Source organism: Streptomyces sp. NPDC043854 (assembly GCF_056436005.1).
The window spans coordinates 17,400-38,004 of the sequence record NZ_JBWKDK010000022.1 but is presented as its reverse complement, the minus strand read 5'-3'; the positions used below and the strand labels follow the sequence as shown (position 1 = coordinate 38,004).

At 73.8% G+C, this 20,605-nt stretch carries 17 protein-coding genes; 6 read left to right on the top strand and 11 right to left on the bottom strand.

From position 1 onward, the window contains the following. Window positions 1–176: 176 nt before the first annotated feature. From AC068A_RS20840 to AC068A_RS20805, 8 genes are read right to left on the bottom strand one after another with little or no spacing between them, the layout of a single operon-like run. On the bottom strand, window positions 177–1,505 hold the full coding sequence (locus tag AC068A_RS20840; RefSeq protein ID WP_478586906.1) for an MFS transporter: 1,329 nt from the start codon (window positions 1,503–1,505) through the stop codon (window positions 177–179). A gap of 11 nt (window positions 1,506–1,516) precedes the next feature. Then, window positions 1,517–2,533 (bottom strand): GHMP family kinase ATP-binding protein, encoded by a 1,017-nt coding sequence (locus tag AC068A_RS20835; RefSeq protein ID WP_478586904.1) that lies wholly within the window; start codon window positions 2,531–2,533, stop codon window positions 1,517–1,519. Beyond that, window positions 2,509–3,765 (bottom strand): galactose-1-phosphate uridylyltransferase, encoded by a 1,257-nt coding sequence (gene galT / locus AC068A_RS20830; protein WP_478586902.1) that lies wholly within the window; start codon window positions 3,763–3,765, stop codon window positions 2,509–2,511. The genes AC068A_RS20835 and galT overlap by 25 nt, the downstream gene beginning before the upstream one ends. After that, window positions 3,762–4,346 carry a D-glycero-alpha-D-manno-heptose-1,7-bisphosphate 7-phosphatase gene (locus tag AC068A_RS20825; protein ID WP_478586900.1) on the bottom strand — a complete coding sequence of 195 codons (585 nt, stop codon included), beginning with the start codon at window positions 4,344–4,346 and terminating at the stop codon, window positions 3,762–3,764. Before AC068A_RS20825 ends, galT begins: the two co-directional genes overlap by 4 nt. Continuing rightward, window positions 4,340–4,960, bottom strand: coding sequence for a D-sedoheptulose-7-phosphate isomerase (locus AC068A_RS20820; RefSeq protein ID WP_478586898.1), 621 nt, complete (start codon window positions 4,958–4,960; stop codon window positions 4,340–4,342). Before AC068A_RS20820 ends, AC068A_RS20825 begins: the two co-directional genes overlap by 7 nt. A 2-nt stretch (window positions 4,961–4,962) precedes the next feature. After that, window positions 4,963–6,495, bottom strand: coding sequence for a glycogen synthase (locus tag AC068A_RS20815; protein WP_478586896.1), 1,533 nt, complete (start codon window positions 6,493–6,495; stop codon window positions 4,963–4,965). After that, the gene (locus AC068A_RS20810) at window positions 6,492–7,211 is read right to left on the bottom strand and encodes a hypothetical protein (RefSeq protein WP_478586894.1); all 720 of its coding nucleotides are present in this window, start codon (window positions 7,209–7,211) and stop codon (window positions 6,492–6,494) included. Before AC068A_RS20810 ends, AC068A_RS20815 begins: the two co-directional genes overlap by 4 nt. Beyond that, window positions 7,208–8,263 carry a hypothetical protein gene (locus AC068A_RS20805; RefSeq protein ID WP_478586892.1) on the bottom strand — a complete coding sequence of 352 codons (1,056 nt, stop codon included), beginning with the start codon at window positions 8,261–8,263 and terminating at the stop codon, window positions 7,208–7,210. Before AC068A_RS20805 ends, AC068A_RS20810 begins: the two co-directional genes overlap by 4 nt. A gap of 393 nt (window positions 8,264–8,656) precedes the next feature. Here AC068A_RS20805 and AC068A_RS20800 point away from each other — a divergent pair, with 393 nt between their 5' ends. From AC068A_RS20800 to AC068A_RS20790, 3 genes are all read left to right on the top strand, one after another. Beyond that, a complete protein-coding gene (locus tag AC068A_RS20800) occupies window positions 8,657–10,039 on the top strand; it encodes a DegT/DnrJ/EryC1/StrS aminotransferase family protein (RefSeq protein WP_478586890.1) in 1,383 nt (460 codons plus the stop codon). A gap of 91 nt (window positions 10,040–10,130) precedes the next feature. Beyond that, a complete protein-coding gene (locus tag AC068A_RS20795) occupies window positions 10,131–10,976 on the top strand; it encodes an HAD-IIB family hydrolase (RefSeq protein ID WP_478586889.1) in 846 nt (281 codons plus the stop codon). Further along, on the top strand, window positions 10,973–11,989 hold the full coding sequence (locus tag AC068A_RS20790; protein ID WP_478586887.1) for a Gfo/Idh/MocA family protein: 1,017 nt from the start codon (window positions 10,973–10,975) through the stop codon (window positions 11,987–11,989). Before AC068A_RS20795 ends, AC068A_RS20790 begins: the two co-directional genes overlap by 4 nt. Window positions 11,990–12,070: 81 nt before the next feature. Here the strand turns inward: AC068A_RS20790 and malQ are convergent, their stop codons facing one another. Then, window positions 12,071–14,308 (bottom strand): 4-alpha-glucanotransferase, encoded by a 2,238-nt coding sequence (malQ, locus tag AC068A_RS20785; protein ID WP_478586885.1) that lies wholly within the window; start codon window positions 14,306–14,308, stop codon window positions 12,071–12,073. A 406-nt stretch (window positions 14,309–14,714) separates the two neighbouring features. On the opposite strand from malQ, the gene AC068A_RS20780 reads away from it, so the two are divergent. Further along, window positions 14,715–15,950, top strand: a complete 1,236-nt coding sequence (locus AC068A_RS20780) for a serine hydrolase domain-containing protein (RefSeq protein WP_478586883.1) — start codon at window positions 14,715–14,717, stop codon at window positions 15,948–15,950. Between the two features lie 22 nt (window positions 15,951–15,972). Here AC068A_RS20780 and AC068A_RS20775 read toward each other — a convergent pair whose 3' ends face one another. Further along, window positions 15,973–17,709, bottom strand: coding sequence for a bifunctional 3'-5' exonuclease/DNA polymerase (locus AC068A_RS20775; RefSeq protein WP_478586881.1), 1,737 nt, complete (start codon window positions 17,707–17,709; stop codon window positions 15,973–15,975). Window positions 17,710–18,011: 302 nt separating this feature from the next. On the opposite strand from AC068A_RS20775, the gene AC068A_RS20770 reads away from it, so the two are divergent. Both AC068A_RS20770 and AC068A_RS20765 read left to right on the top strand, forming a co-directional pair. Further along, window positions 18,012–19,193, top strand: coding sequence for a DUF2786 domain-containing protein (locus AC068A_RS20770; protein WP_478586879.1), 1,182 nt, complete (start codon window positions 18,012–18,014; stop codon window positions 19,191–19,193). A gap of 147 nt (window positions 19,194–19,340) precedes the next feature. After that, on the top strand, window positions 19,341–19,556 hold the full coding sequence (locus tag AC068A_RS20765) for a DUF397 domain-containing protein (protein WP_360631634.1): 216 nt from the start codon (window positions 19,341–19,343) through the stop codon (window positions 19,554–19,556). A 185-nt stretch (window positions 19,557–19,741) separates the two neighbouring features. Here the strand turns inward: AC068A_RS20765 and AC068A_RS20760 are convergent, their stop codons facing one another. Beyond that, on the bottom strand, window positions 19,742–20,260 hold the full coding sequence (locus tag AC068A_RS20760) for an ATP-binding protein (RefSeq protein ID WP_478586877.1): 519 nt from the start codon (window positions 20,258–20,260) through the stop codon (window positions 19,742–19,744). Window positions 20,261–20,605 lie beyond the last annotated feature (345 nt).

Sequence of the window (20,605 nt, the reverse complement as noted above, 5' to 3'; positions counted from 1 at the left end):
TCCCCCCCCCAAAAGAAGCCCCTCCCCCCCCCCCCCCCACCCCCCCCCCCCCCCCCCCCCCCCCCCCCCCCCCCCCCCGGCCGGTCAGGGCGGGTTCCCGTAGGTTCGGGGGAGTGTCGTACGTAGGGCCTGCGCGGCGGAGAGGGCCGGTCGCCCGGTCCTCCCCGCCGCCCCTGTCACTTCTCGGTGGACAGCGGCACCACGACGGCACCTTCCGCAGAAGCCGCCGCGGAGGGTGAGCCGGGTGCCGGGGCGGCAGACACGGCCTCGGCTTCCGCCCGGGCCGTCCCCTCCGGGCCGTCGTCCTCCTCCTCGTCCTCCGGCGCGGTGTCTGCGGCCCTGAGCCGCTTGGCGCCGAGCACCGATACGATCAGGGCCACGACGGCCGCGCCCGGGGCCAGCCAGTAGCCGGTGGCCGGGCCGAAGCGGTCGACCGCCACACCGGCCAGGGCCGAACCCAGCGAGATGCCGCCCAGCAGACTGGTCACGGCCAGCGCCATGCCCTCGTTGATCTGCGAGCGGGGCACCAGTTTCTGGACCATCGTCATGCTGGTGACCATGGTCGGCGTGTTCGCCATGCCGGCGACGAACATCAGCAGGCACAGCGACCAGAGGTTGCCGGCCAGCTGGAGCGGCAGCATCAGCACCGCCATGCCGGCCAGGCCGAGCAGGAACCGCGTGGTGATCCTGCCCTTCGGTACCACCAGCCCGAACAGGACACCGGACACCGCCGAGCCGGCCGCCTGGAGGGCGATCACCACACCCGCCGCCGAGGCCTGCCCCAGCTCCTCGGTGTACGCGACGGAGACGAGGTCCAGGGAACCGAAGATGGTGCCGGTGAAGAGGAACGTCAGCAGCATGACCTGAAGGCCCCGGTTGCGCAGCGGCGCCGGAGCCGACGGGTCGGGCTCCTGCACCGGTGGTTCCGTGGACTTCTGGGCCGCGAGCAGCAACGTCCCGCCCAGCGTCAGCACCATGGCCACCAGCCGCCCCGCCTCCGGGAACAACGCGGTGCAGAGGAAGACGGTGAGGATGGGGCCGACGATGAAGCAGATCTCGTCCAGCACCTGCTCGAAGGAGTTGGCGACGTGCAGAGACTGCTCGTCGTCCCGGTAGATCTCCGCCCAGCGCGCCCGCACCATGCCGCCGGCGTTGGGCGCGGTCGAGAAGATGCCGGTCGCGAAGAGCGTCCAGGCCGGGGCGTCGTAATGGGCGCAGAGCATCAGGGCGACGGACCCGAGCGCCGAGATCACGGCGGCGGGAACGGCGACCCGGGCCTGCCCGTACCGGTCGATCAGCCGGCTGATGCGCGGAACGGTCACCAGCGTGGCCGCCAGCGAGACGCCCGAGACGGAACCCGCCAGCGCGTAGGAGTCGCGGAGGGAGGCAACCATGATCACGGTGCTCACGCCGTACATGGACAGGGCGAGGCGCGCGAAGAACCCCGACAGGGTGAACGCGACGCTCCCCTTGGGGGAGAAAAGACGACGGTACGGGGCGAACAAGAAGCGTCTCCTTATTGGTTGGCTCGTTGGCTCGTCGACGCGAGAGCTCCCGGGAGCCGCGCCAGGTCAGGGCCCGCGAAGTCGAAGCGGAACGGCTGTTCGGTGAGGCCCAGGCCGGACATGGCGGTCCGCACATCGGCGCGCGCCCCCGCCCCCGCGTGCAGCAGGAGGAAGCCGCCGCCCCCCGCGCCGAGCAGTTTGCCCCCGGTCGCCCCGGCCTCCAGCGCGTGTCGGTAGGCGCGGTCCACACCGGGCAGGGACACCCGGCGACCGAGACCGCGCTTGAGTTCCCAGTGCCGGCCCAGCAACAGGCCCAGCTGGGCCGGGTCCCCGTCGCGCAGCGCCTGCAGGGCGGGTTCCGTCATGTCCTTGATCTCGTGCAGCCGCCGCTGCGCGTCGGCGTCCCCGCTGCCCACCCGGCTGTGCTGGTCGGCCAGCACGGAACCGGTGTCCCGCGTGGTGCCCGTGAAGAACAGCAGCAGCTCCTCGTCGAGGCGGCGCACTACATCGTCGGAGACCTCGGCCTCCTCGACGTCGACGCCTCCGTCCTTCCCGAAGTGCAGCAACCGGAATCCGCCCAGCGCGGCGAGGTAGTGGTCCTGGCGGCCGACCGGGCGGCCGAGGCCGGTCATCTCGATGTCACTGGCGGCGTCGGCGAGGGCCGCGCCGTCCGCGTGGGACCGCGCGAGACCGGCCGTCAGGGCCACGCAGAACGCCGCGGAACTGCCCAGACCGGTACCACCGGGGACGTCCCCGAAGGACACCAGCTCCAGTGGACGCCCGTCCCAGTGCCGTCGCAGCGCCTCGCGGGCGAACGGGTTCGCGACCTCGTCCACGGAGCCGGCCCGCCCGCAGGAGTCCAGGCACATCCGGATGCCGGAGCCGTGCGGTCGGCCGCGGCCCACCACCGTGACGCGCAGATCGATCGACGCGCCGAGCACCGTGCCGCCGAAGCGGTGCGCGTAGCTCGGCAGGTCGGTCCCTCCCCCTGCCAGGGAGATCCTCAGCGGTGCACTGCTGATCCACATGGGTCTGTCCCCCCTCGTACCGATGTCATGCCGTGCTCCGCCCGGTCCGGGGCCGCACCGTCGCCGGCCGGCCAGTCGGGGTCCGCTGCGCGCAGCGCGGCCGCCGCGCGCTCGGGGTCGGCCTCGCTCACCCACGCCCCGGCGCCGAGCTCACCCGCCGCGAGCCGCTTGACCCGGCCCGCGGCCGAGCGATCGGAGAAGATCTGCGCGTGCAGGTGGGCCAGTTCGCGGTCCTGCCGGGCCGGGGCCTGGACCCACAGCGCCATGTACGGCAACGGCTCGTCGCCCACGGACGCGAACCGCCGCAGAACCGAGCGGTAGACCGCTGCCAGCTCCCCGCGCTCCTCCTCGTCCAGGGCGGGCAGGTCGGGCACGTGTCGGCGGGCGAAGAGGTGGACCTCGAAGGGCCACCGGGCGGCGTACGGGACGAAGGCGACCCACCGCCGGGTCTGCGCCACCACGCGTTCCCCGCCCGCCGCCTCGGCCGCGACCACCTCGCAGAACACACAGCCACCGCCGGCGTCCCGCACGCGCCGGGCGGCGTCCCCCATCCGCCGGAGGCGGGGCGGCAGGAACGGATAGCCGTAGATCTGGCCGTGGGGATGGGCCAGGGTCGCCCCTATCTGCGCCCCGTGGTTCTCGAAGCAGACGACCTGGGCGATGTCCTGGCGTCCGTTCAGTGCGCTCGTGCGGTCCGCCCATGCCTCGACCACGGTACGGACGCGGCGGAGCGGCAGCCTGGCGAGCGTTGCCGTGTGCCCGCTGCCGAAAGACACCACCTCGCAGGCGCCCGTCGCGGGCGCCTCGGCCGGAGGACCGGTGAGGAGGACGGCCGACGCGCCGGTGGCGGACGGGCCGACCAGGGCGGGGTAGCGGTTGTCGAACACGGCGACGTCGTACGCGCCGCCCGGTATCTCGGACCGGCCCGGCTCGGCCGACGGGCACAGCGGGCAGGTGTCCTCGGCGGCGACCGGCCGCTTCGCCCGGTGCGCGGCCATCACCACCCACTCCTCGACGAACGGGTCCCACCGCAGCGTCGGACCGGCGCCCTCCCGCGCACCCGCGCCCGGGCCCGTCGGCGTCACGGGATGTCCGGCGTCGCCTTCGCCAGGAAGGCCGTCGCATTCGCCCGGAAGTACGTCGCGGTCACGCGGGCGGCCGTCGCGGTCGTCGGCGTACAGGTGCAGGCCGCGCCCGTCGGGCAGCCGGAAGGACCCGGGCGCCCTGGTCATGGCTGCTCCCCGTGGCCGGCGGGCACCGCCGCGTAGCAGTCGAGGATGTGCCACAGCGCCTGCGCCGTGGTCGCTACACGCACATCGGGCTCCTCCACGGGGGCGGGGGCCTGCCCGCGCACCAGGGCCGTGCGGCAGCCCGCCCGGCGGCCCGCCGCCACATCGCTGTCGAAGTCGCCGACCATCCACGACGACGCAAGGTCGAGGCCGTGCCGCTCGGCCGCGCGCAGCAGCATGCCGGGCTCCGGCTTGCGGCAGGCGCAGTGCACGGCCAGGTCCGCCACCTCGCCGTCCGGGTGGTGCGGGCAGTCCAGGATGTCGTCCAGCTCCACACCGAGGCCGGCCAGGGTGTCGCGGAGGTGCCTGTGCATGAGGTCGAGTGCGGGGCGCCCGAACAGGCCCCGGGCCACCGCGGACTGGTTGGTGACCACGACCAGCGCCACCCCGCGCTCCCGCAGGGCACGCAGGGGCGGGATGACCCCGGCGCTCAGCACCAGGTCGTCGGGGCTGCTCGGATAGTGCCGGGGTTCCGTCAGGGTGCCGTCCCGGTCGAGGAAGACCGCCGGGCGGCCGATCACCACGGAGAACTCGCCGTCACCAGTGCCACGTCGGCCTTGGCCCGCACGAAGCCCCGCATGTGCCGGGTCAGGATGTGCGCCAGCGACATGTGGACGTCCTCCTGCTCCTCGATGGACCGGGCCGGGGCCGCGATCCAGCGGTCGCAGAGTTCGGCGGCCCGTCCGCCCGTCGGGCCGAGCAGGCCGACCGGGCGGGCGCCGAGGTCACGGGCGGTGCGCAGCGCGCTCAGCACGTTGGGCGACTCACCGCTCGTACTGATGCCGATGACGATGTCGCCCGGCCCGGCGAATCCGTCGAGCTGTCCGCTGAACACGGCCTCGTAGCCGACGTCGTTGGCCCAGGCGGTGAGCGCCGGGACGTGGTCGACGAGGGAGTGGACGCGCAGCGGCGGCGCCCCGGGGAAGCGGGTGTTCTTGGCCAGGTCGACGGCGAGGTGCGAGGCGGTCGCCGCGCTGCCGCCGTTGCCGCAGGTGAAGATGGTGTGGCCGCCCTCATACGCCTCCTCCAGCATCTCGGCCACGGCGACGACGTCGTGGGACGAGATCTCGTCGATGGCCTGGCTGAGTCCCCGCAGGTAGTCGAGGATGTCGGTACGGCGGTCGCTGTTGTTGCCCATGGTCAGGGTGCCTGTTCGCTGGGTGGGACGGTCCGGGAGGTGGTGTCGTGCGCGGGGCGGTGCCGGAGCTCTCGGACGGCTTCCACCAGACCGGTGCACAGGGCGGCCGTCTCGCGTGCGGTCCGCTTCCATGACCAGTCCTGTTCCATCAGCCGCCGCCGCAGGTCCGCGACGTCGGCGGGGCGGTTGGCCAGCAGGCGGATCGCGCGTTCCGCGGTGTGCCGGACCGCTTCCGCGGTGTGTTCCGGGATGACCAGACCGGTGCCGCCGACGGCCCGGTCGGCGTCGAGGTCCGTCACGGTGTCGCGCAGCCCGCCGACCGGTGTGACCAGCGGGATCGTCGCGTACGCCATGGAGATCAGCTGGTTGAGCCCGCACGGCTCGACCCGCGAGGGCATCGGGGAGAAGTCCGAACCGGCGTACACCAGCCAGGCGAGGTCCTGGTCGAAAGCCGGGCTGTGGTGGACCGCTCCCGGCACCGCCGCCGCCAGGTCGGCGAGCTCCTCGGCGTAGCCGTCGTCGCCCGGGCCCACCACAACGAGCTGGGCGCGGCCCTCCGCCACCAGCGGGGCCAGGCCCGCGAGCAGCAGATCGGTGCCCTTCTCGTCGACCAGTCGCGAGCAGACACCGAAGACCGCCACGTCGGGATCGCGCGTGAGCCCGAGCCGCTCCTGGAGGGCCCGCTTGTTCTCGCGCTTGCCGTGCTCCACGGTTGCGGTGCCGTACGGGGAGGAGACCCGGCCCGTGGCCGAGGGGTCCCACACCCGGTCGTCCACACCTGCCACGATGCCGGTCGTTCCGAGTGCCGCCAGGGCGTCGGCGAGCGGCGTCCCGGCGAGGTCGTCCGCCAGTTCCCGGGCGTACCCCGGGCTTCCGGTGGTCGCCGCGTCGGCCGCCAGCATGCCCAATAGCAGCAGGCCGGGGCGCCCTTCGGCGCGGGCTTCGAGCAGTTCGGCCCAGCCGGGCGGGAGAGCGAGCCCGTGCAGCCCGGCGGGCGGCAGGTCGCCCCGGTAGTGGGCGCTGTGGATGTTGAGCAGCAGGGCGGGCGTGGTGCCGGTGGACCGGCGTGCGCGCAGATGGGCCAGGGCGGCGCCGGACTGCCAGTCGTTGGCGTGCACCAGGTCGTATCCCCGGCCCGACAGCTCGGCCCAGTCAGCCGCGCACCGGCCGTAGAACGCGGCCCTGGCCGAGGCGTCGTCGAACTCGACGTACCGCTCGTCGCGGTAGATGCCCGCACGGTCGTACCACTCGTCGGCCCGCAGCAGGAACACCTCGGGCGCGTCGTCCCCGGTGCCGAGCAGCCGCTCAACCGTGGGCGCGGCGGTGACGCCGGCGACGGTCGACCCGGGCAGGCTCAGGACCGGCTCGGTGCGCAGTCCCCGCTCGCGGACCAGCCGGGGGTAGTACGGCAGAAAGAGGTCGTGCGTGATTCCGTGCTCACGCTGGAGGGTGCCGGGCAGCGCCCGGGACGCCTGGCCCAGTCCGCCCTCGACGAAGAAGGGGGCGAGCTCCTGGGTGAGATAGAGGCATCTCATGGCCGGTGCTTCCGGTCGTCGGTGGCGGGGGTCGGGTCTGTCGCGGGGTCCGTCGCGGGGTCCGGCGCGGAGGCCCTCGCGAGTGGTACGGGCGGGCGCGAGGTGCCCGTCACCCATATGCCGAAGACGTGCAGGTCCGGGTTGAAGGGCAGTTCCAGCCGGGCGCACGGCACCGGTCGCGGCAACGGGACCGCGGCGTACCAGAGCCGGGGCCGGACGCTGGGCTCGGGACGGCCGCCGATGTCGTACAGGAAGTCGGCCTGGTGATAGCACTCCGCCCCCGGGACCGGGCCGCGCGTCAGGAAGTCGCCCAGCGGGACGGAGACCTCCGTGCCGCCCACCCCCGCGTGATCGGCGAGGTCGGCCCGCTCGCCCTGATCGGCGTACAGGCGGAACGTCTCCCGTACGACGCCCTGGGTCGCGGCGCCGACGACATGGACCGCGGTCACGGCGCTCGGGACGGGCCCGGCCACCAGGTCGTGGTCCAGGTGGAGGATCTGGCCCTCGCAGGCCACGTTGTCGGGTTCGCCCCGGCCGAAGCCCGGTGGCAGGTGCAGCTCCCGCGACCGTGGGGCGAGGGACCCCGCCGGGTACGTACGCCCGTAGCCGTCGAAGCCCTCGGGCACGGCGACACCCGGTTCCCAGCAGGCGGTGCTGTTGCGGTGCGCCGTCAGGTCGAGTGCGACACCGTCGACGGGCGGGTGGGTGCCGGTCATACGGCGGCCCCCGAGGCCGTTTCGGCTCCGGATCCGGCCCGTGCCCGGTCGGACAGTTCGGCGCCGGCCGAGCCGAGGTCCCCGGCCATCGAGGCGAGCCGGGTGTCGAGCTGGGTCCGGAACGCGGTCGCCCGGGGCGTACCGGGCGGAAGCACACCCAGCCGCATCATCAGGCTGTTCGCGACGACGACGTCCCGGGCCGCCCGCTCGACCGCCTCGACCGTCCCGGCCGTCACCCCCAGCGCGGGCAGCCGACGGGCCAGCCAGCGCAAGGTGTGGCCGTACCAGAGCAGCCCGAGGGGCAGGGCGCGGCCGAGAGCGGGAGCGGGCCGCTCGCCGTCACGGGCGCGGGGCCGCTCGCGCACCGCCCGGAGGTAGTCGTCCAGCCGGGCGGTGAGCGTCTCCACGAGTCCCGTACCGCTGAGCCACCGGCCGGGCGGCCCGGCCAGCTCCTCGGCGATCCGCGCCAGTTCGCCGGCGGGCGACTGCCGCTCGCCCGGGCGGGAGCCGAGCTCCACCCAGGACTGTCCGCTGCCGTCGCCGTACATGGCCGCCCTGATCTCGGCGAGCGGCACGCGGCCGTCGAAGAAGACCTCCTCGCCCGCGTCCAGCAGGCGTACGGTCGCGTCCCGCGGGTCGAGTTCCCGGAGGACCACGGTGTGCAGGTCGTGGCTCTGCCCGTAGCCGGGCCAGTAGTAGCGCAGATGGAACGGATCGGCGGCGGCGGCCACGGTCCGGCCTGCGGCCAGCGCCTGCTCGGCCGCCTCCCACGCGGCCGCCCCGTCGACCGGATTCCGGACCAGTGGGCGCCCGCAGCGGGCGAAGACGAGCGACAGGATCTCGAACGGGTCGTCGAAGACCAGGAGCCCGGTGTCGTCCAGCCGCGCACCGGTGAGGGCGTTGGCCCCCAGCACGGCCACCGGATCGCTCGTCGTCGGTCCCTCGGCGTACCCCTCCGGGCGTGGACCGGCGTCCCCCGCGACCGCGTCGAGGAGTACGGTGAACGCGGCGTGGTAGCAGCTCGCGTCCGTGAAGCGCCGACTCCCGGTCACTGTCTCTCCCCCACTCAGCCTGAATCGGCAACCGCACCGGCGCAGCCGTCCATGAGGAGGGAGCACCGTCGGATTTGCCCGCCCACAGACTGGTCGACACGACCGGCGGGGCCGCCGACGACACTAGCGACGGCCGCCGAAGCCCGACAAGGAGTCGCTTCGGGTATAGCCCCTTGTCCACCACTCCGGCCGCGCCTTGGCAACGGGCCCAAGCTCCCCGGCACCGGACTGCGTGCGAGGTCAGCGCCGTATTCGCTGCGTGTGCAGGGCACTTGACCTGCGCGCGGATGCCCTTTCGGGACCGTCCGCCGGGCCGTGGCCGGCCGTACGCTGCGTGCGGCGGGCCGGGACTCCACGCCCGCCTCACGCCCCCTAGGACGCAGGAGCTGCCGCATGCTGACCCACAGTCACCCGACCGGGCCGCCGGGCAGCGAAGCGGAAGCGGGCCTCCCGGCCGAGGTGTCCGGCGACAGCGTCAGCGTCCACCGGCTGGTGTGCGACGTCCGTGACGGGCGCGCCGTCGCCGGTCGCCGGGGAGGGCCCGCCCTGGCCAACCGGGAGCTGGCGGGTGTGCTGGAGCGCCACGCCGAGCGGCTGTCGCCCGAGTCCGGGGAATCGGTGTTCACCCGGGACACCGGCTCCCCCGGTGTCCCGTTCCTGCCCCGCGAACGGCTGCTGTCCGACGCCGAACGCGCCGCCGCCCTGGCCCGGTTCACCGACGTGCTGTCGACGGGGGCGTTCACCAGCGGCGCCGGGGTGGGCGCGTTCGAGGCGGCCCTGGCCGAGTTCCTCGGCATGCCGCACGCCCTGGCCACCAGCAGCGGCACGGACGCGCTCGTGATCGCGCTGCACGCGCTGGGCGTCGGGCCCGGTGACGAGGTCATCATGCCGGCCAACAGCTTTGCGGCCACCGAGAACGCCGTCCTGGCCTGCGGAGCCGTTCCGGTCCTCGCCGACGTGCGGGACGACTACACCCTCGACCCCGACCGGGTCGCGGAGCGGATCACCGGGCGGACCAGGGCCGTGCTCCCGGTGCACCTGCACGGCAAGCTGGCCGCCATGGCCGAGCTGGAGGCGCTGTGCCACCGGCGCGGTCTCGCCCTCGTCGAGGACGCGTGCCAGGCGATCGGCGTGACGGGCGTGGGGCTCCACTCGGACGCGGCGGTCCTGAGCTTCAACCCGTACAAGAACTTCGGCGTCTGCGGAAAGGCGGGCGCGGTCGTCACGCGCGCGCCCGAGGTGGCGCACCGGTGCCGGGCGATCGGGTACCACGGCTTCGAACCCGGCCGGAAGAACGTGAAGGCCGTCCCCCTCGGCTTCAACGCCGGCATGGACAACACCCAGGCCGAGATCGCGCTGGGCCTGCTCCCGTACCTGAGCCTGAACGGCTTCCGCAGGTCCTTCCTGGCCTCCCGATACGTGCGGGCCCTCGCCCCGCTGGCCCGGTCGGGCGCCCTCGGGATTCCCGATTTCACGGCCGACCACGCCTGGCACCTCTTCCCCGTCCAGGTCGAGCCGGCGGCGGGCGGGCGGGACGCGCTCAGGGACCGGCTGCGCAAGGAGCACCGCGTGGAGACGGACGTCTACTACCCGGTCCTGACGCACCGGCAGGCACCTTTCGCCGCGGCGGCATGGGCCGCGAGCGCCGACGTCCCGCGCACCGAGCGGCTCAACTCCCGCGTGCTGCACCTGCCGTTGCACAACGGTCTGTCGATCCGCGAGCAGGACCGCACCATCGAGGCGCTGTATGACTGCCTTCACCACCATGCGAAGTGACACTGCCGGCAGGGGCACCGGTCGCGGTGCCGGTACCTGCCTCGGTACCGATCGCGGTACAGGCACCGGCCCGGGACCCGTCCGGTACGCAGTGTTCTCGGACTTCGACGAGACGTACCTGGCCCACGCGCCGAGCGAGCCGCAGCGTGGAGACCTGGAAGCGCTCGAAGACCTCCTGGTGAAGGAGGCGGACCGGGGCGACATGCTGTTCGCCTGGGTCACCGGCAGCTCCCTGGACTCGGTACTGGCCAAGGCCGCGCGCCACCGCCTCCGGGTGCTGCCGCACTTCGCGGCCTGCTCGATGGGCACGGAACTGGCGTACTTCGACGGCGGGGAGCCCCGGCCGGACGAGGAGTGGCGGCAGCTGATGCGCGAGAGCGGCTACACCCGCGCCGCCGTGTCGGACGTGGTCGCGGAGCTGGCCCGGGCGGGCATCGCGCTCCGGCCCCAGTCCGACGTGCGGCGCGGCGAGTTCATCGACAGCTACTACTACACCCCTTCGGACTCCGCGCCGGGTGACGCGCCTTCGGACTCCGCGCCGGGTGACGGGCCGGAGACGGACAGGGGCCCGGGCGACGAGCACGAGGCCCGCGCCGTGGACAGCATCCGGAGCGCCTGCGCACGTGCCGGGATCGGTGTGAACGTCAGCCGCTGCAACCCCAAGGCCGGGGACCCCGAGGGCTCCTTCGACGTCGACCTCATTCCCCGTACGGGCGGAAAGGCGGCGGTGGTGGCCCATCTGTGCGCCCGCTACCGGCCCGCCCGCACCTTCGCCTTCGGCGACAGCGGCAACGACCTGGACATGCTGCGGAGCGTGCAGCACGGCCTCCTCGTGGCGAACGCGACCCGGGACGCCCGGGCGGCGTACCCGCGGGTGGCGGAACACGCGTACGCGGCGGCGATCCTGCACGCCATCACGGGGGAAGTGAACCGATGAGGATAGGAATCGTGGGCGCCGGGAACATCGCGGCCGCCCATGCCGGCGCCGTCCTGGCCAACGCCGACGCCGAGCTCGTGGGCATGTTCGACATCGACGGGAGCCGGGCCCGGGCGACCGCCGCCGGCTTCGGCTGCCGGGCGTTCCCGACCGCCGAGAGCATGTACGGGGCCGTGGACGGCGTGGTCATCGCCTCGCCCAACCACACGCACGCGGCGATCGCCGCCGACGCCGTACGGTCCGGCAGGCACGTCCTGTGCGAGAAGCCCATGGCGATCTCGACCGCCGAGGCCCGCACGATGGTGGCGCTGGCCGGGGACACCGGCCTGAGCTGCTGCGTGGGCTTCAACTACCGGTTTCTCGGCATGGTGCAGCGCATGCGCCAGGCCGTCACGTCCGGGGAGATGGGGACGCCGCTGCTGGTCGAGGCCGGGTTCCGGCGGGGGAGTGCGCTGTCCCGTCCGGTCTTCACCTGGCGCGACGGCAGCCTGGGCCGGTCGACCAGCGGGGCCTTGGGCGACCTGGGCGTCCACCTGATCGACTTGCTGCACTTCCTCTTCCGGAGCGAGGTGGACACCTCGTCCTGTCTGACCGGGCTGCGCACCCACGTACCGGAGAAGGAGGGCCGTACGGTCGTCGTCGACGACCACGCCTTCGTCACCGGTCGACTGGAGAACGGCGTCTACTTCAACCTGACCGCCTCGAAGTCCTCCCTGCCCGATGAGCTCGGCCTCTCGTTCCGGGTCGTCGGTACGCACGGCGAGTTCACATACCACTCCCGCGACCCGCACACCCTGCTGACGCGCACGGACGTCGCGTGGCGCGGCGAGACACTGCCGCCCCCCTGGACGCGGACCGACCCGGCCGGAGAGGTCGCCGGGTGGACGGACTCCTTCCACCTCCAGCTCCGGGAGTGGACCGACGTGGTCGTCCACGGCAAGGAGAGCGCCTGGCTGGCGGGCTTCGAGGACGGACTGCGCGCCCAGCGGGTCCTGGGGCACCTGCTCGGCTAGGGTCCCGCGTCGGCCGGGACGCCGACCCGGCCGTGGCGCCCGCCCGGCCGTGGCGCCCGCCCGGCCGTGGCGCCCGCTGCCTCAGCGTCCTTGCCCGGCGTCCTCGTTCAGGAGCCGCCCGAGCCGGGCGACCTCGGGGGACTCCGCGAGCCGCTCCAGGGTCACGGGCCTGCCCTGCGCGTCGGCGACGGGCAGCTGCCAGTTCGGGTACGAGTCGAAGACGCCCGGGAGGTTCGGCGAGCGCAGGTCGCCCACACCGTCCGGGAGCCAGGCGCAGACCAGCCGGGCCGGGGTGCGCAGCAGGAACCGGTGCAGCGCCTCGGCGAGGGCCGCCGGGTCCTCGTCCTCGGCGGCGTACAGCCCTTCCGCCCTGAGTGCCTCCCGCCACTGCTTCCGCTCGGCGGCCGCCTCCGACCTGGCCCGCTCGACGGGGCCGGCGAGCATCCCCTGACGGTGGTGGAGGTCGACGTACCCTCCCGTGAGCCGGCTCGCGGTGCTCGGCAGGTCGTGGTTGGTGAGCGCAACCAGACAGGAGGCCCGCCACTGCGCGGCGGGCCGGGGTGACGTGCCGCCGTGCCCGTCTTCCCGGCGTTCCATCCAGAGCATGGAGGTGCCCATGATCCCCCGCGCGGCGAGTTGTTCCCGGACGTCGGGCTCCACCGTACCGAGGTCCTCGCCGATCACCGGGACGCCCGCCCGGTGCGCTTCGAGCGTGAGGACGGCCAGCATGGCCTCGTGGTCGTAGCGGACGTACGCGCCGTCGCCGATCGGCCCGCCCTCCGGCACCCACCAGAGCCGGAACAGCCCCATCACATGGTCGAGCCGGAGAGCGCCGGCGTGCCGCAGGACCCGGCGGAGGACCGCCGCGTACGGCGCGTACCCCTCGGCCGCGAGGGCGTCGGGCCGCCACGGCGGCAGGTACCAGTCCTGGCCCTGGGCGTTGAAGACGTCGGGCGGGGCGCCGACGGTGATCCCCGGGGCGATGCAGCGCCGCAGCGCCCACGCCTCAGCGCCGCTGGGGTGCACGCCCACGGCCAGGTCGTGGATGATCCCCAGGGGCATTCCCGCCGCACGGGCGACCCGCTGGACGTCCGCGAGCTGCTCGTCGGTGATCCAGGCCAGCCACCGGTGGAAGTCGACGGCGGCCTCGTGCTCCTTGCGGGCGTGGGCCACCTCGACGCTGTCGGCGTCGGGCAGCTCGCCCGGCCAGGTCCGCCACTCGGGCCCGTGCAGTTCCGCGAGGGCGCACCAGGTGGCGTACGCGTCGAGCCGCTCGCCCTCCCGCGCCGCGAAGGCCCGGAAGGCGTCCGCCCGCGCGTCGTCCAGCCCGGCGCGGTGGATCACCTCCAGCGCCCGGCGCTTGAGGTCCCAGACCTGGTCACGGTCGATCAGTCCCGCTCCGTCCAGGACGTCCGCCCGCAACGCGGCGGCGCGGGCGGCGAGCCGGCCGACGGCGGCGCGGGCCCCGGCGTCCAGCCGCTCGTACTCCGGCACGGCCTCGACCCGGACGTGCACCGGGTCGGCGAAGCTCCGGTCCGAGGGCCAGTACGGCGAGTGGTCGGCGAAGGAGGCGGGCAGCATCGAGTGCAGCGGGTTGACCAGGACGAACCCGGCGCCCAGCGTCCGCCCCGACCAGTCGGCGAGTCGCGCGAGGTCGGACAGGTCGCCCATGCCCCAGGACCGCTCGGACAGGGCCGAGTACAGCTGGGCGGCGAACCCCCAGAGCCGCTCGCCCGGTTCCGCGATCCGCTCGGGACACACGATCAGCGCGGCCGACTCCGTACGGTCCCCGAGGCGCACGTGCAGACGGTGGTATCCGAGCGGCATCCCTCCCGGCAGGCCCCGGACGCCCTCGCCCGGGCCAACACCCCTACGGCCGAGATCCCCGCGACCCTCACGCTCATGGCCGGAGCCCTCATGGCCGACGCCTCCATGACCGGTACCACCGGAAACGGCACCAGCGCGGCCGTCGCCGGCCGCTGCTCCCGACCCGGCGGCGGCCGGAACGTCGAGGACGCCCCCGCCCTCCAGCTCGATCCACAGCGTGGCCGCCCGGTCCACCTCGACGGTCGCGGCGCTCCCCTCGCGCACCACGACACACTCGGCGAGCAGCCGCCTCGCGCGTCGCTCGCGATACTCCTCCAGCGCCGCCGCCACGGCATCGGGCGTACCGGCCTCGACCCCCAGCGCCCGCAGCACCGCCACAAGGCTCCGCCCGGGTACCTGTACGCGGGTGCCCTGCTCGGTCCGGTACTCGGGCTCGACCCCATGGAGCCGGGCCAGTTCGGCGAGGTCCTCGGGTACGGTCGGGTGGTCCACGGGCTCTCCTGCCGCTCGGCTCACGTCCCCCCAAGTCTCGGCCGCCGCCCGCCGAATCAGGATCCCCACCTTGGGGTATGCCCCTTCGCCCGCTCCCCCGTCCCGGACGTCGTCCGCTCCGGGTGTGTCCGGCCACGAGTTCGGCCGCCGCCGACAACACGCGCGCAATCCTGCCCTCAAAGAGGCCCGATGGTAGCGGACGCGACACTGCTCAGTGAGCGGAATGGTGCCGGGCATGAGCCGGCCCCCGCGACCCCCGCGACTCCCGCACCCCGACGGCCCGACCGCGCGGAGTTTTCCGCTCCGCCGGTTGGGCCGTCAGGGTGCGGTCGCCGCCGTCCGGGGGGCGGGCTAGCTTGGAATGGCTGGACCTGGACCTGGACGTTGCGTGGACAGGAGGCCGGGCATGACGACACGGTTGCGCAGAGCGGCGGTGGCGGGGGCCGTCGCCGTGGGTCTGGTGGCGGCGCCCCTGGGCGGCGGGACCGGGTACGCGCGGGACACGGACACGCGGACGGCACGTACCGAGGCGGTCTCGGCGCCGCTGCGGCAGGGGGAGTTCCCGCAGCTCACCCCGGCGGTCGCCCGGCAACTGGACCGGGCCGTGCGGAAGGTGACGGCCGAGGCCAAGGTGCCCGGGGTCATGGTGGCTCTGTCCGCGCCCGGGAAGGGTGAGTACATCCGCACTTTCGGCGTCGCCGACAAGTCGACCGGCCAGCCCATGACCACCAACCTGTACATGCGGATCGGCAGCGAGACCAAGACCTTCACCGTCACCGCCCTGCTGGAGCTGGTGGACCAGGGCAAGGTGGGCCTGGACGACCCGATCGGGCAGTACGTCGACGGCGTCCCGAACGGCGACCGCATCACCCTGCGCGAGCTGGCCGGGATGCGAAGCGGTCTGTACAACTACTCCGAGGACGAGGACTTCTTCAAGGCGCTGACGAGCAATCCGCGCAGGCCGTTCACCCCGCAGGAACTGCTCGCGTACTCCTTCAAGCACCCGGTGATGTTCGAGCCGGACGCCAAGTTCTACTACAGCAACACCAACCTGATCCTGCTGGGTCTGGTGATCGAGAAGGTCGGCGGGATGAAGCTCGACGACTACGTGGACAAGTACGTCACCACCCCCGCCGGGCTGCCGCACACCGTCTTCCCCGTCGGCGCCGAGTTCCCGACGCCGCACGCGCAGGGGTACACCGACCAGACCGCCGACGGGCAGGTGCAGGACGCAGCCGACTGGAACCCGTCCTGGGCCTGGGCGGCCGGCGCGATGGTCTCCGACCTCGCCGACCTGCGCAAGTGGGCGCGGGTCCTGGCCACCGGCACGCTGCTGGAGCCCAAGACGCAGGCCGAGCGCCTCAAGGTCGTCGACGCGCTGCCCGGAACCGGCTACGGGCTGGGCATCTTCAACGTGCAGGGCTGGATCGGCCACAACGGCTCGCTGCCCGGCTACGAGTCGCTGACCATCTTCCTGCCGGAGGCGCAGGCCACGCTGGTCGTGCTGCTCAACACGGACATCGCGGCCGAGGGCGAGGAGCCCAGCACCCTCTACGGCCGGGCCATCACGGAGATCGTGACCCCCGAGCACGTCTTCAACCTGCCGGCGCAGGGCGGAGCAGGGACCCCCAAACCGACGTGAGACATCCCGCGCCGACACCCGCCTACTTGGCGTCGGCGTAGCACTCCACGATCGCCGTCGTGAACGGGAACCGGACCGGGGTGTCGCCGAACGCGATCCGCCCGGCCCGGTCACCGGCGGCGCGGATCGCCTCGGCGACGGCCTCGGCCTCCTCGGCCGGGCAGTGCACGATCACCTCGTCGTGCTGGAAGAACACCAGCTCGGCCCGCATCCCGGCGGCGGCGATGGCCTGCCGCAGCGCCGCGAGCAGCAGCAGCGCCCAGTCCGCGGCGCTGCCCTGCACGACGAAGTTGCGGGTGAAGCGGCCGCGGGCCCGGGAGTCGGTGGAGGCGTGGCCCGGGGTCCAGGCGTCCTCCCGGCGGCTCTGCGGAAGGCCCGCCTCCGCGAGCTCCCCGGCGTACCCCGCCTCGCCGCCGTCCGCGTCCGCGTCCTCGGCGTCGCCGCGGCGGGCCGGGGGCGGGCAGGTGCGGCCCAGCCAGGTCCGTACGAGACGGCCCTCCTCGCCCGCCTTCGCCGCGTCGTCCACGTACGCCACGGCCTGCGGGAAGCGGCGGCGCAGTGCGGCCAGGTTCTTCAGGCCGTCGCCGGAGGTCTGGCCGTACACCGCGCCGAGGACGGCGAGCTTGGCCTGGTCGCGGTCGCCGGAGAAGCCCTGCCGGGAGATGGCCGTGTACAGGTCCTCCCGGCGGCCGGCCACCTCCATGAACGCCGGGTCGCGGGAGATCGCGGCCAGCACGCGCGGTTCCATCTGGTCGGCGTCGGCGACGACGAGCCGCCAGCCGGGGTCGGCGACGACGGCCCGGCGGATCACCTTGGGGATCTGGAGGGCGCCGCCGCCGTTGGTGACCCAGCGGCCGGTCAGGGTGCCGCCGGGGACGAACTCGGGGCGGAAGCGGCCGCCGCGGACCCAGTCCTGGAGCCAGCCCCAGCCGTGGGCGGTGTAGATCCGGTACAGCTTCTTGTACGCGAGCAGCGGCGCGACGGCGGGATGGTCGAGGCCCTCGATCTCCCAGCGGCGGGTGGACGTGAGCCGGATCCCGGCCGCGGCGAAGGCCTTGACCACGTCCGCGGGCAGCTCCGGGCGCACGCGGCGGCCGAACGCCGCGGACACCTCGTCCGCCAGCTCGGCGAGGCGGCGGGGCTCGCCGCCGCCCGCATACCGCTCGCCGAGGAGCTCGGTGAGCACGGCGCGGTGGACGTCGGCCCGCCAGGGCATTCCGGCGCGGTGCATCTCGGTGGCGATCAGGAACGCCGCCGACTCCGCCGCCGTCAGCAGGCGCATCCGGTCGGGGTGGGCGGTGGCCGCATGCCGCCTTTCCTGGTCCTCATAGACGGCGATCAGCGCGTCGAGGGGCAGCGGAGCGGGCCGCGGCTCGAAGAGGGAGTCCTGCGCGCCGGGCGCGGCGGCCCGCGCCGGGGGGTCGGGCGGGACCGGGGCGCCCGTGAGCCGGGCCCAGGCGGCGGCTGCGGAGCGGGGTTCGCCGGAGCGGCCCTCGTGGCCGAGGAGCAGCAGCTCGGCGTCCTCGACGTCGTAGCAGCGGTCTACGCGGATGCCGGCGGCGAGCAGGCGGGGGTAGACGGCGGAGGTGGATCGCCAGATCCAGCGGGTGGTGGCCGGGGCGGCGCGGACGGCTTCGGCGGGGTCGGCGACCGTGATGCGGGGGGTGGCCGTGGGCTTGGCCGCGGGGGTGAGGGGGGTGGCGTGCCACCGGCCCTCGGCGTCTTCGGCCAGGGCCCACCGTGGGGGGCGGTCGCTCATGCATGCGAGTGTCCCACCGGGGTCCGACAGGGCCGGATCGGCGCCCCGGGGTGCCGCCCCAGACCCTGCGCCTCAAGCGCCGGCGGGGCTGGACTTGCCGACCCGGGGTTTCGGACGCCGGTCGGGGCCGGGTCCTTCTGGGGCGCCGCCCCAGACCCCGCGCCTCAAACGCCGGCGGGGCTGGACTTGCGGGCCCGCGCCGCAAAGCGCCGACAGGGCTGGATTTGCCGGCGGGGGTGGGTTCGGGGATGGCGGTGGGAGGGGCCCGGTCCGGGGTTTCCGGGGCGTGGGAGGCTGAGGGGGTGAAGGACATTGTCGCGCGGGCCTGCGAAGCCGCCCTCTACGTTCAGGACGATGCCGGGTTGGACACCGGGGCCTCGTTGCTCGCCGCCGATCCCGGCCGCTGGGCCGAGGCCGGGCGGGAGCTGCTGGCGCGCGGGGAGGCGTACGTACGGCAGGCCTGGGAGCGCGGCTGGCAGCCCGCGGACGTGCTGCGGCTGGTGGGCCGGGACCTCGGCGAGCGGCACCTGCGGATCACCCGCGACCTGATCGGCGGCGAGGCGCGGCGCTACGCCCGGCTCCCCGATCGGTGGACCGGCGCCGAGGCGTGGTGGACGGACGACACGCGGTACGCGGAGCAGCTCGCCCAGCGGGAGAAAGCGGACCGGTTCGCCCTGGCGACGGCCTTCCTGGAGGTGTTCCGCCTGCTGATCCGGCTGCCGTCCATCGAGCCGGTGGGCCCGCTCCCCGGCGACCCGGCCGCCGACACCCTGGAGCACGCGCACATCGAGCCGCGCATGCTCGGCCGTATCCGCGCCCTGCTCGCCAAGGCCGAGGCGACCACGTACCCGGAGGAGGCGGAGGCGCTCAGCGCCAAGGCCCAGGAGCTGATGGCCCGGCACACCGTCGACGAGGCGCTGCTCGCCGCGGGCGGCAAGGGGCCCGCGCAGGCGCCGGCGGCCTGCCGGATCGGGGTCGAGCCCCCGTACGAGGAGGCCAAGGCGGTGCTGCTCGACGCGGTGGCCACCGCGAACCGGTGCCGGGCGGTGTGGAACAGCGCCTTCGAGTTCTCCACGGTGGTCGGCTTCGAGAGCGACCTCGAAGCGGTGGAGCTGCTGTACACCTCGCTGCTCGTGCAGGGCACGGCCGCCATGACCCGCGCCGAGGCCGAGCAGCGGGCCGGCGGGCGCAAGCGGACCAAGACGTTCCGGCAGTCGTTCCTGCTCGCCTACGCCAGTCGCCTCGGCCGCCGCCTCGCCGAGACCGCCGAGCACACCGCGGCCGAGGCCCCGGACAACCTGCCCGCCCTGGTGGCCCGCGACGTCGCCGTCACGGCCCGGGCGGACGAGATGTTCCCCCGCACCACGACCACCCGGCTGCGCGGGGCCACGGACCTCGCGGGCTGGAACGACGGGACGGCCGCCGCCGACCGCGCGCACATGGGCGGCGGCAAGCGGCAGCAGGACCGTCCGCTCCCGCGGTAGCCCCTGCCCGCCCCAGAACGTGATCAAGGGAGCACCCTCTGCGTGCACGTGCATCTGCCCATGCAGCCACCCATGAACACAGCTATGATCCGGTGGAGTTGACATCTGCACTATCGGGGGCTTCCTGTGGACCACGCGTACAACGGGATGGCAGCTGCAGAACTCGACGGCGTGACCTGGCAGAAGAGCAGACACAGCAACTCGCAAGGGTCCTGTGTGGAGTTCGCGAAGCTGCCGGGTGGTGCCGTCGCCGTGCGCAACTCCCGCTTTCCTGACGGACCGGCACTCGTCTACACGCCGGCCGAGATCGAGGCGCTGCTGCTGGGCGTCAAGGACGGCGAGTTCGACCACCTGATCAGCTGAGAAGCGGACTCGGGAGCGGACTCGCACCACTCAGGAACCGTGCCACCGATCAAGCCATGCACGTGCACCGGCCGGAACCGATCACCATGATCGATTCCGGCCGGTCGTCCCGTTCCTGATTCCAGCGCCCTGTTCCCGCCGCGGCTCCCGGGCCCTGTTCCGGCTCCCGCGACCGCTGTGGGCCGCTACTCGTGGAGCATGAACAGCGCCCACACGACCTTGCCGGTCAGCCGCCCCGCGAGCGGGTGCCAGCCCCAGCTGTCGCTGTAGGCGTCCACCAGGAACAGCCCGCGCCCGGACTCCAGGTCGCAGTTCTCCCGCGTGCGCTCCGGTTCGAACGATCCGCCCGGCCGGTCCTCGCTGGGGTCGCGCACCGCGCACACCAGCCGCGAGCTCCACCGCATCAGGTGCAGCCGCACGGCCGCCTCGAGCTCGCCGCCTCCGGCCGCCGCGGGCCGCGAATCCCCGGGCAGGGCATGGCGCAGCGCGTTGGTGACCAGCTCGGAGACGACCAGGGCCACGTCGTCGAAGCGGTCGTCGAGGCCCCACTGGGCCAGGGTGGACCGGGTGAACGAACGGGCTCCGCGAACCGCTTCGAAGCGGGCGGGCAGGGAGCAGGAGGCGGATCCGGACACAGCCGTGGGGTCGACCGGGGGCAGCCCCTGCCGTAACGGCTCGAGCATGGTCGATCCATTCGTCCCCATGCGAGGCACTCCCGGGATTCGCGGACGTGGCGGCGGCTTGCGTCGTCCAGAAAGAACTGCGGGGTGGGTCCGGCGCCGGCGCGAAGAGCACGCAGGTGCGCGGCACCATCGTTCCGAATGCAGAAGCTGGATGCAAGGGCAGATGCACGTGCACGCGCCGGACCTGTCCCCTCCCGTGATGGTTCTTGCTCATTTCTTCCTACGCACACTTACGGACTTCTTTTGCGGCAGCCCGGATTCCGTTACAGAACGAGTACGGGCCGATGCGTTTTGGTGGCAGACTGCGGGGCCTGGGGTTCGGGGGCCCAGCGACGCAGCACACGCGCAGACCACGCGTATCCATGG

Bases quoted from the DNA above. Each gene is read 5' to 3' on its own strand.
- AC068A_RS20835 (WP_478586904.1), bottom strand. From the start codon at position 2,533: ATGTGGATCAGCAGTGCACCGCTGAGGATCTCCCTGGCAGGGGGAGGG.
- galT (WP_478586902.1), bottom strand. From the start codon at position 3,765: ATGACCAGGGCGCCCGGGTCCTTCCGGCTGCCCGACGGGCGCGGCCTG.
- AC068A_RS20820 (WP_478586898.1), bottom strand. From the start codon at position 4,960: ATGGGCAACAACAGCGACCGCCGTACCGACATCCTCGACTACCTGCGG.
- AC068A_RS20815 (WP_478586896.1), bottom strand. From the start codon at position 6,495: ATGAGATGCCTCTATCTCACCCAGGAGCTCGCCCCCTTCTTCGTCGAG.
- AC068A_RS20810 (WP_478586894.1), bottom strand. From the start codon at position 7,211: ATGACCGGCACCCACCCGCCCGTCGACGGTGTCGCACTCGACCTGACG.
- AC068A_RS20800 (WP_478586890.1), top strand. From the start codon at position 8,657: ATGCTGACCCACAGTCACCCGACCGGGCCGCCGGGCAGCGAAGCGGAA.
- AC068A_RS20790 (WP_478586887.1), top strand. From the start codon at position 10,973: ATGAGGATAGGAATCGTGGGCGCCGGGAACATCGCGGCCGCCCATGCC.
- AC068A_RS20780 (WP_478586883.1), top strand. From the start codon at position 14,715: ATGACGACACGGTTGCGCAGAGCGGCGGTGGCGGGGGCCGTCGCCGTG.
- AC068A_RS20775 (WP_478586881.1), bottom strand. From the start codon at position 17,709: ATGAGCGACCGCCCCCCACGGTGGGCCCTGGCCGAAGACGCCGAGGGC.
- AC068A_RS20765 (WP_360631634.1), top strand. From the start codon at position 19,341: ATGGCAGCTGCAGAACTCGACGGCGTGACCTGGCAGAAGAGCAGACAC.
- AC068A_RS20760 (WP_478586877.1), bottom strand. From the start codon at position 20,260: ATGGGGACGAATGGATCGACCATGCTCGAGCCGTTACGGCAGGGGCTG.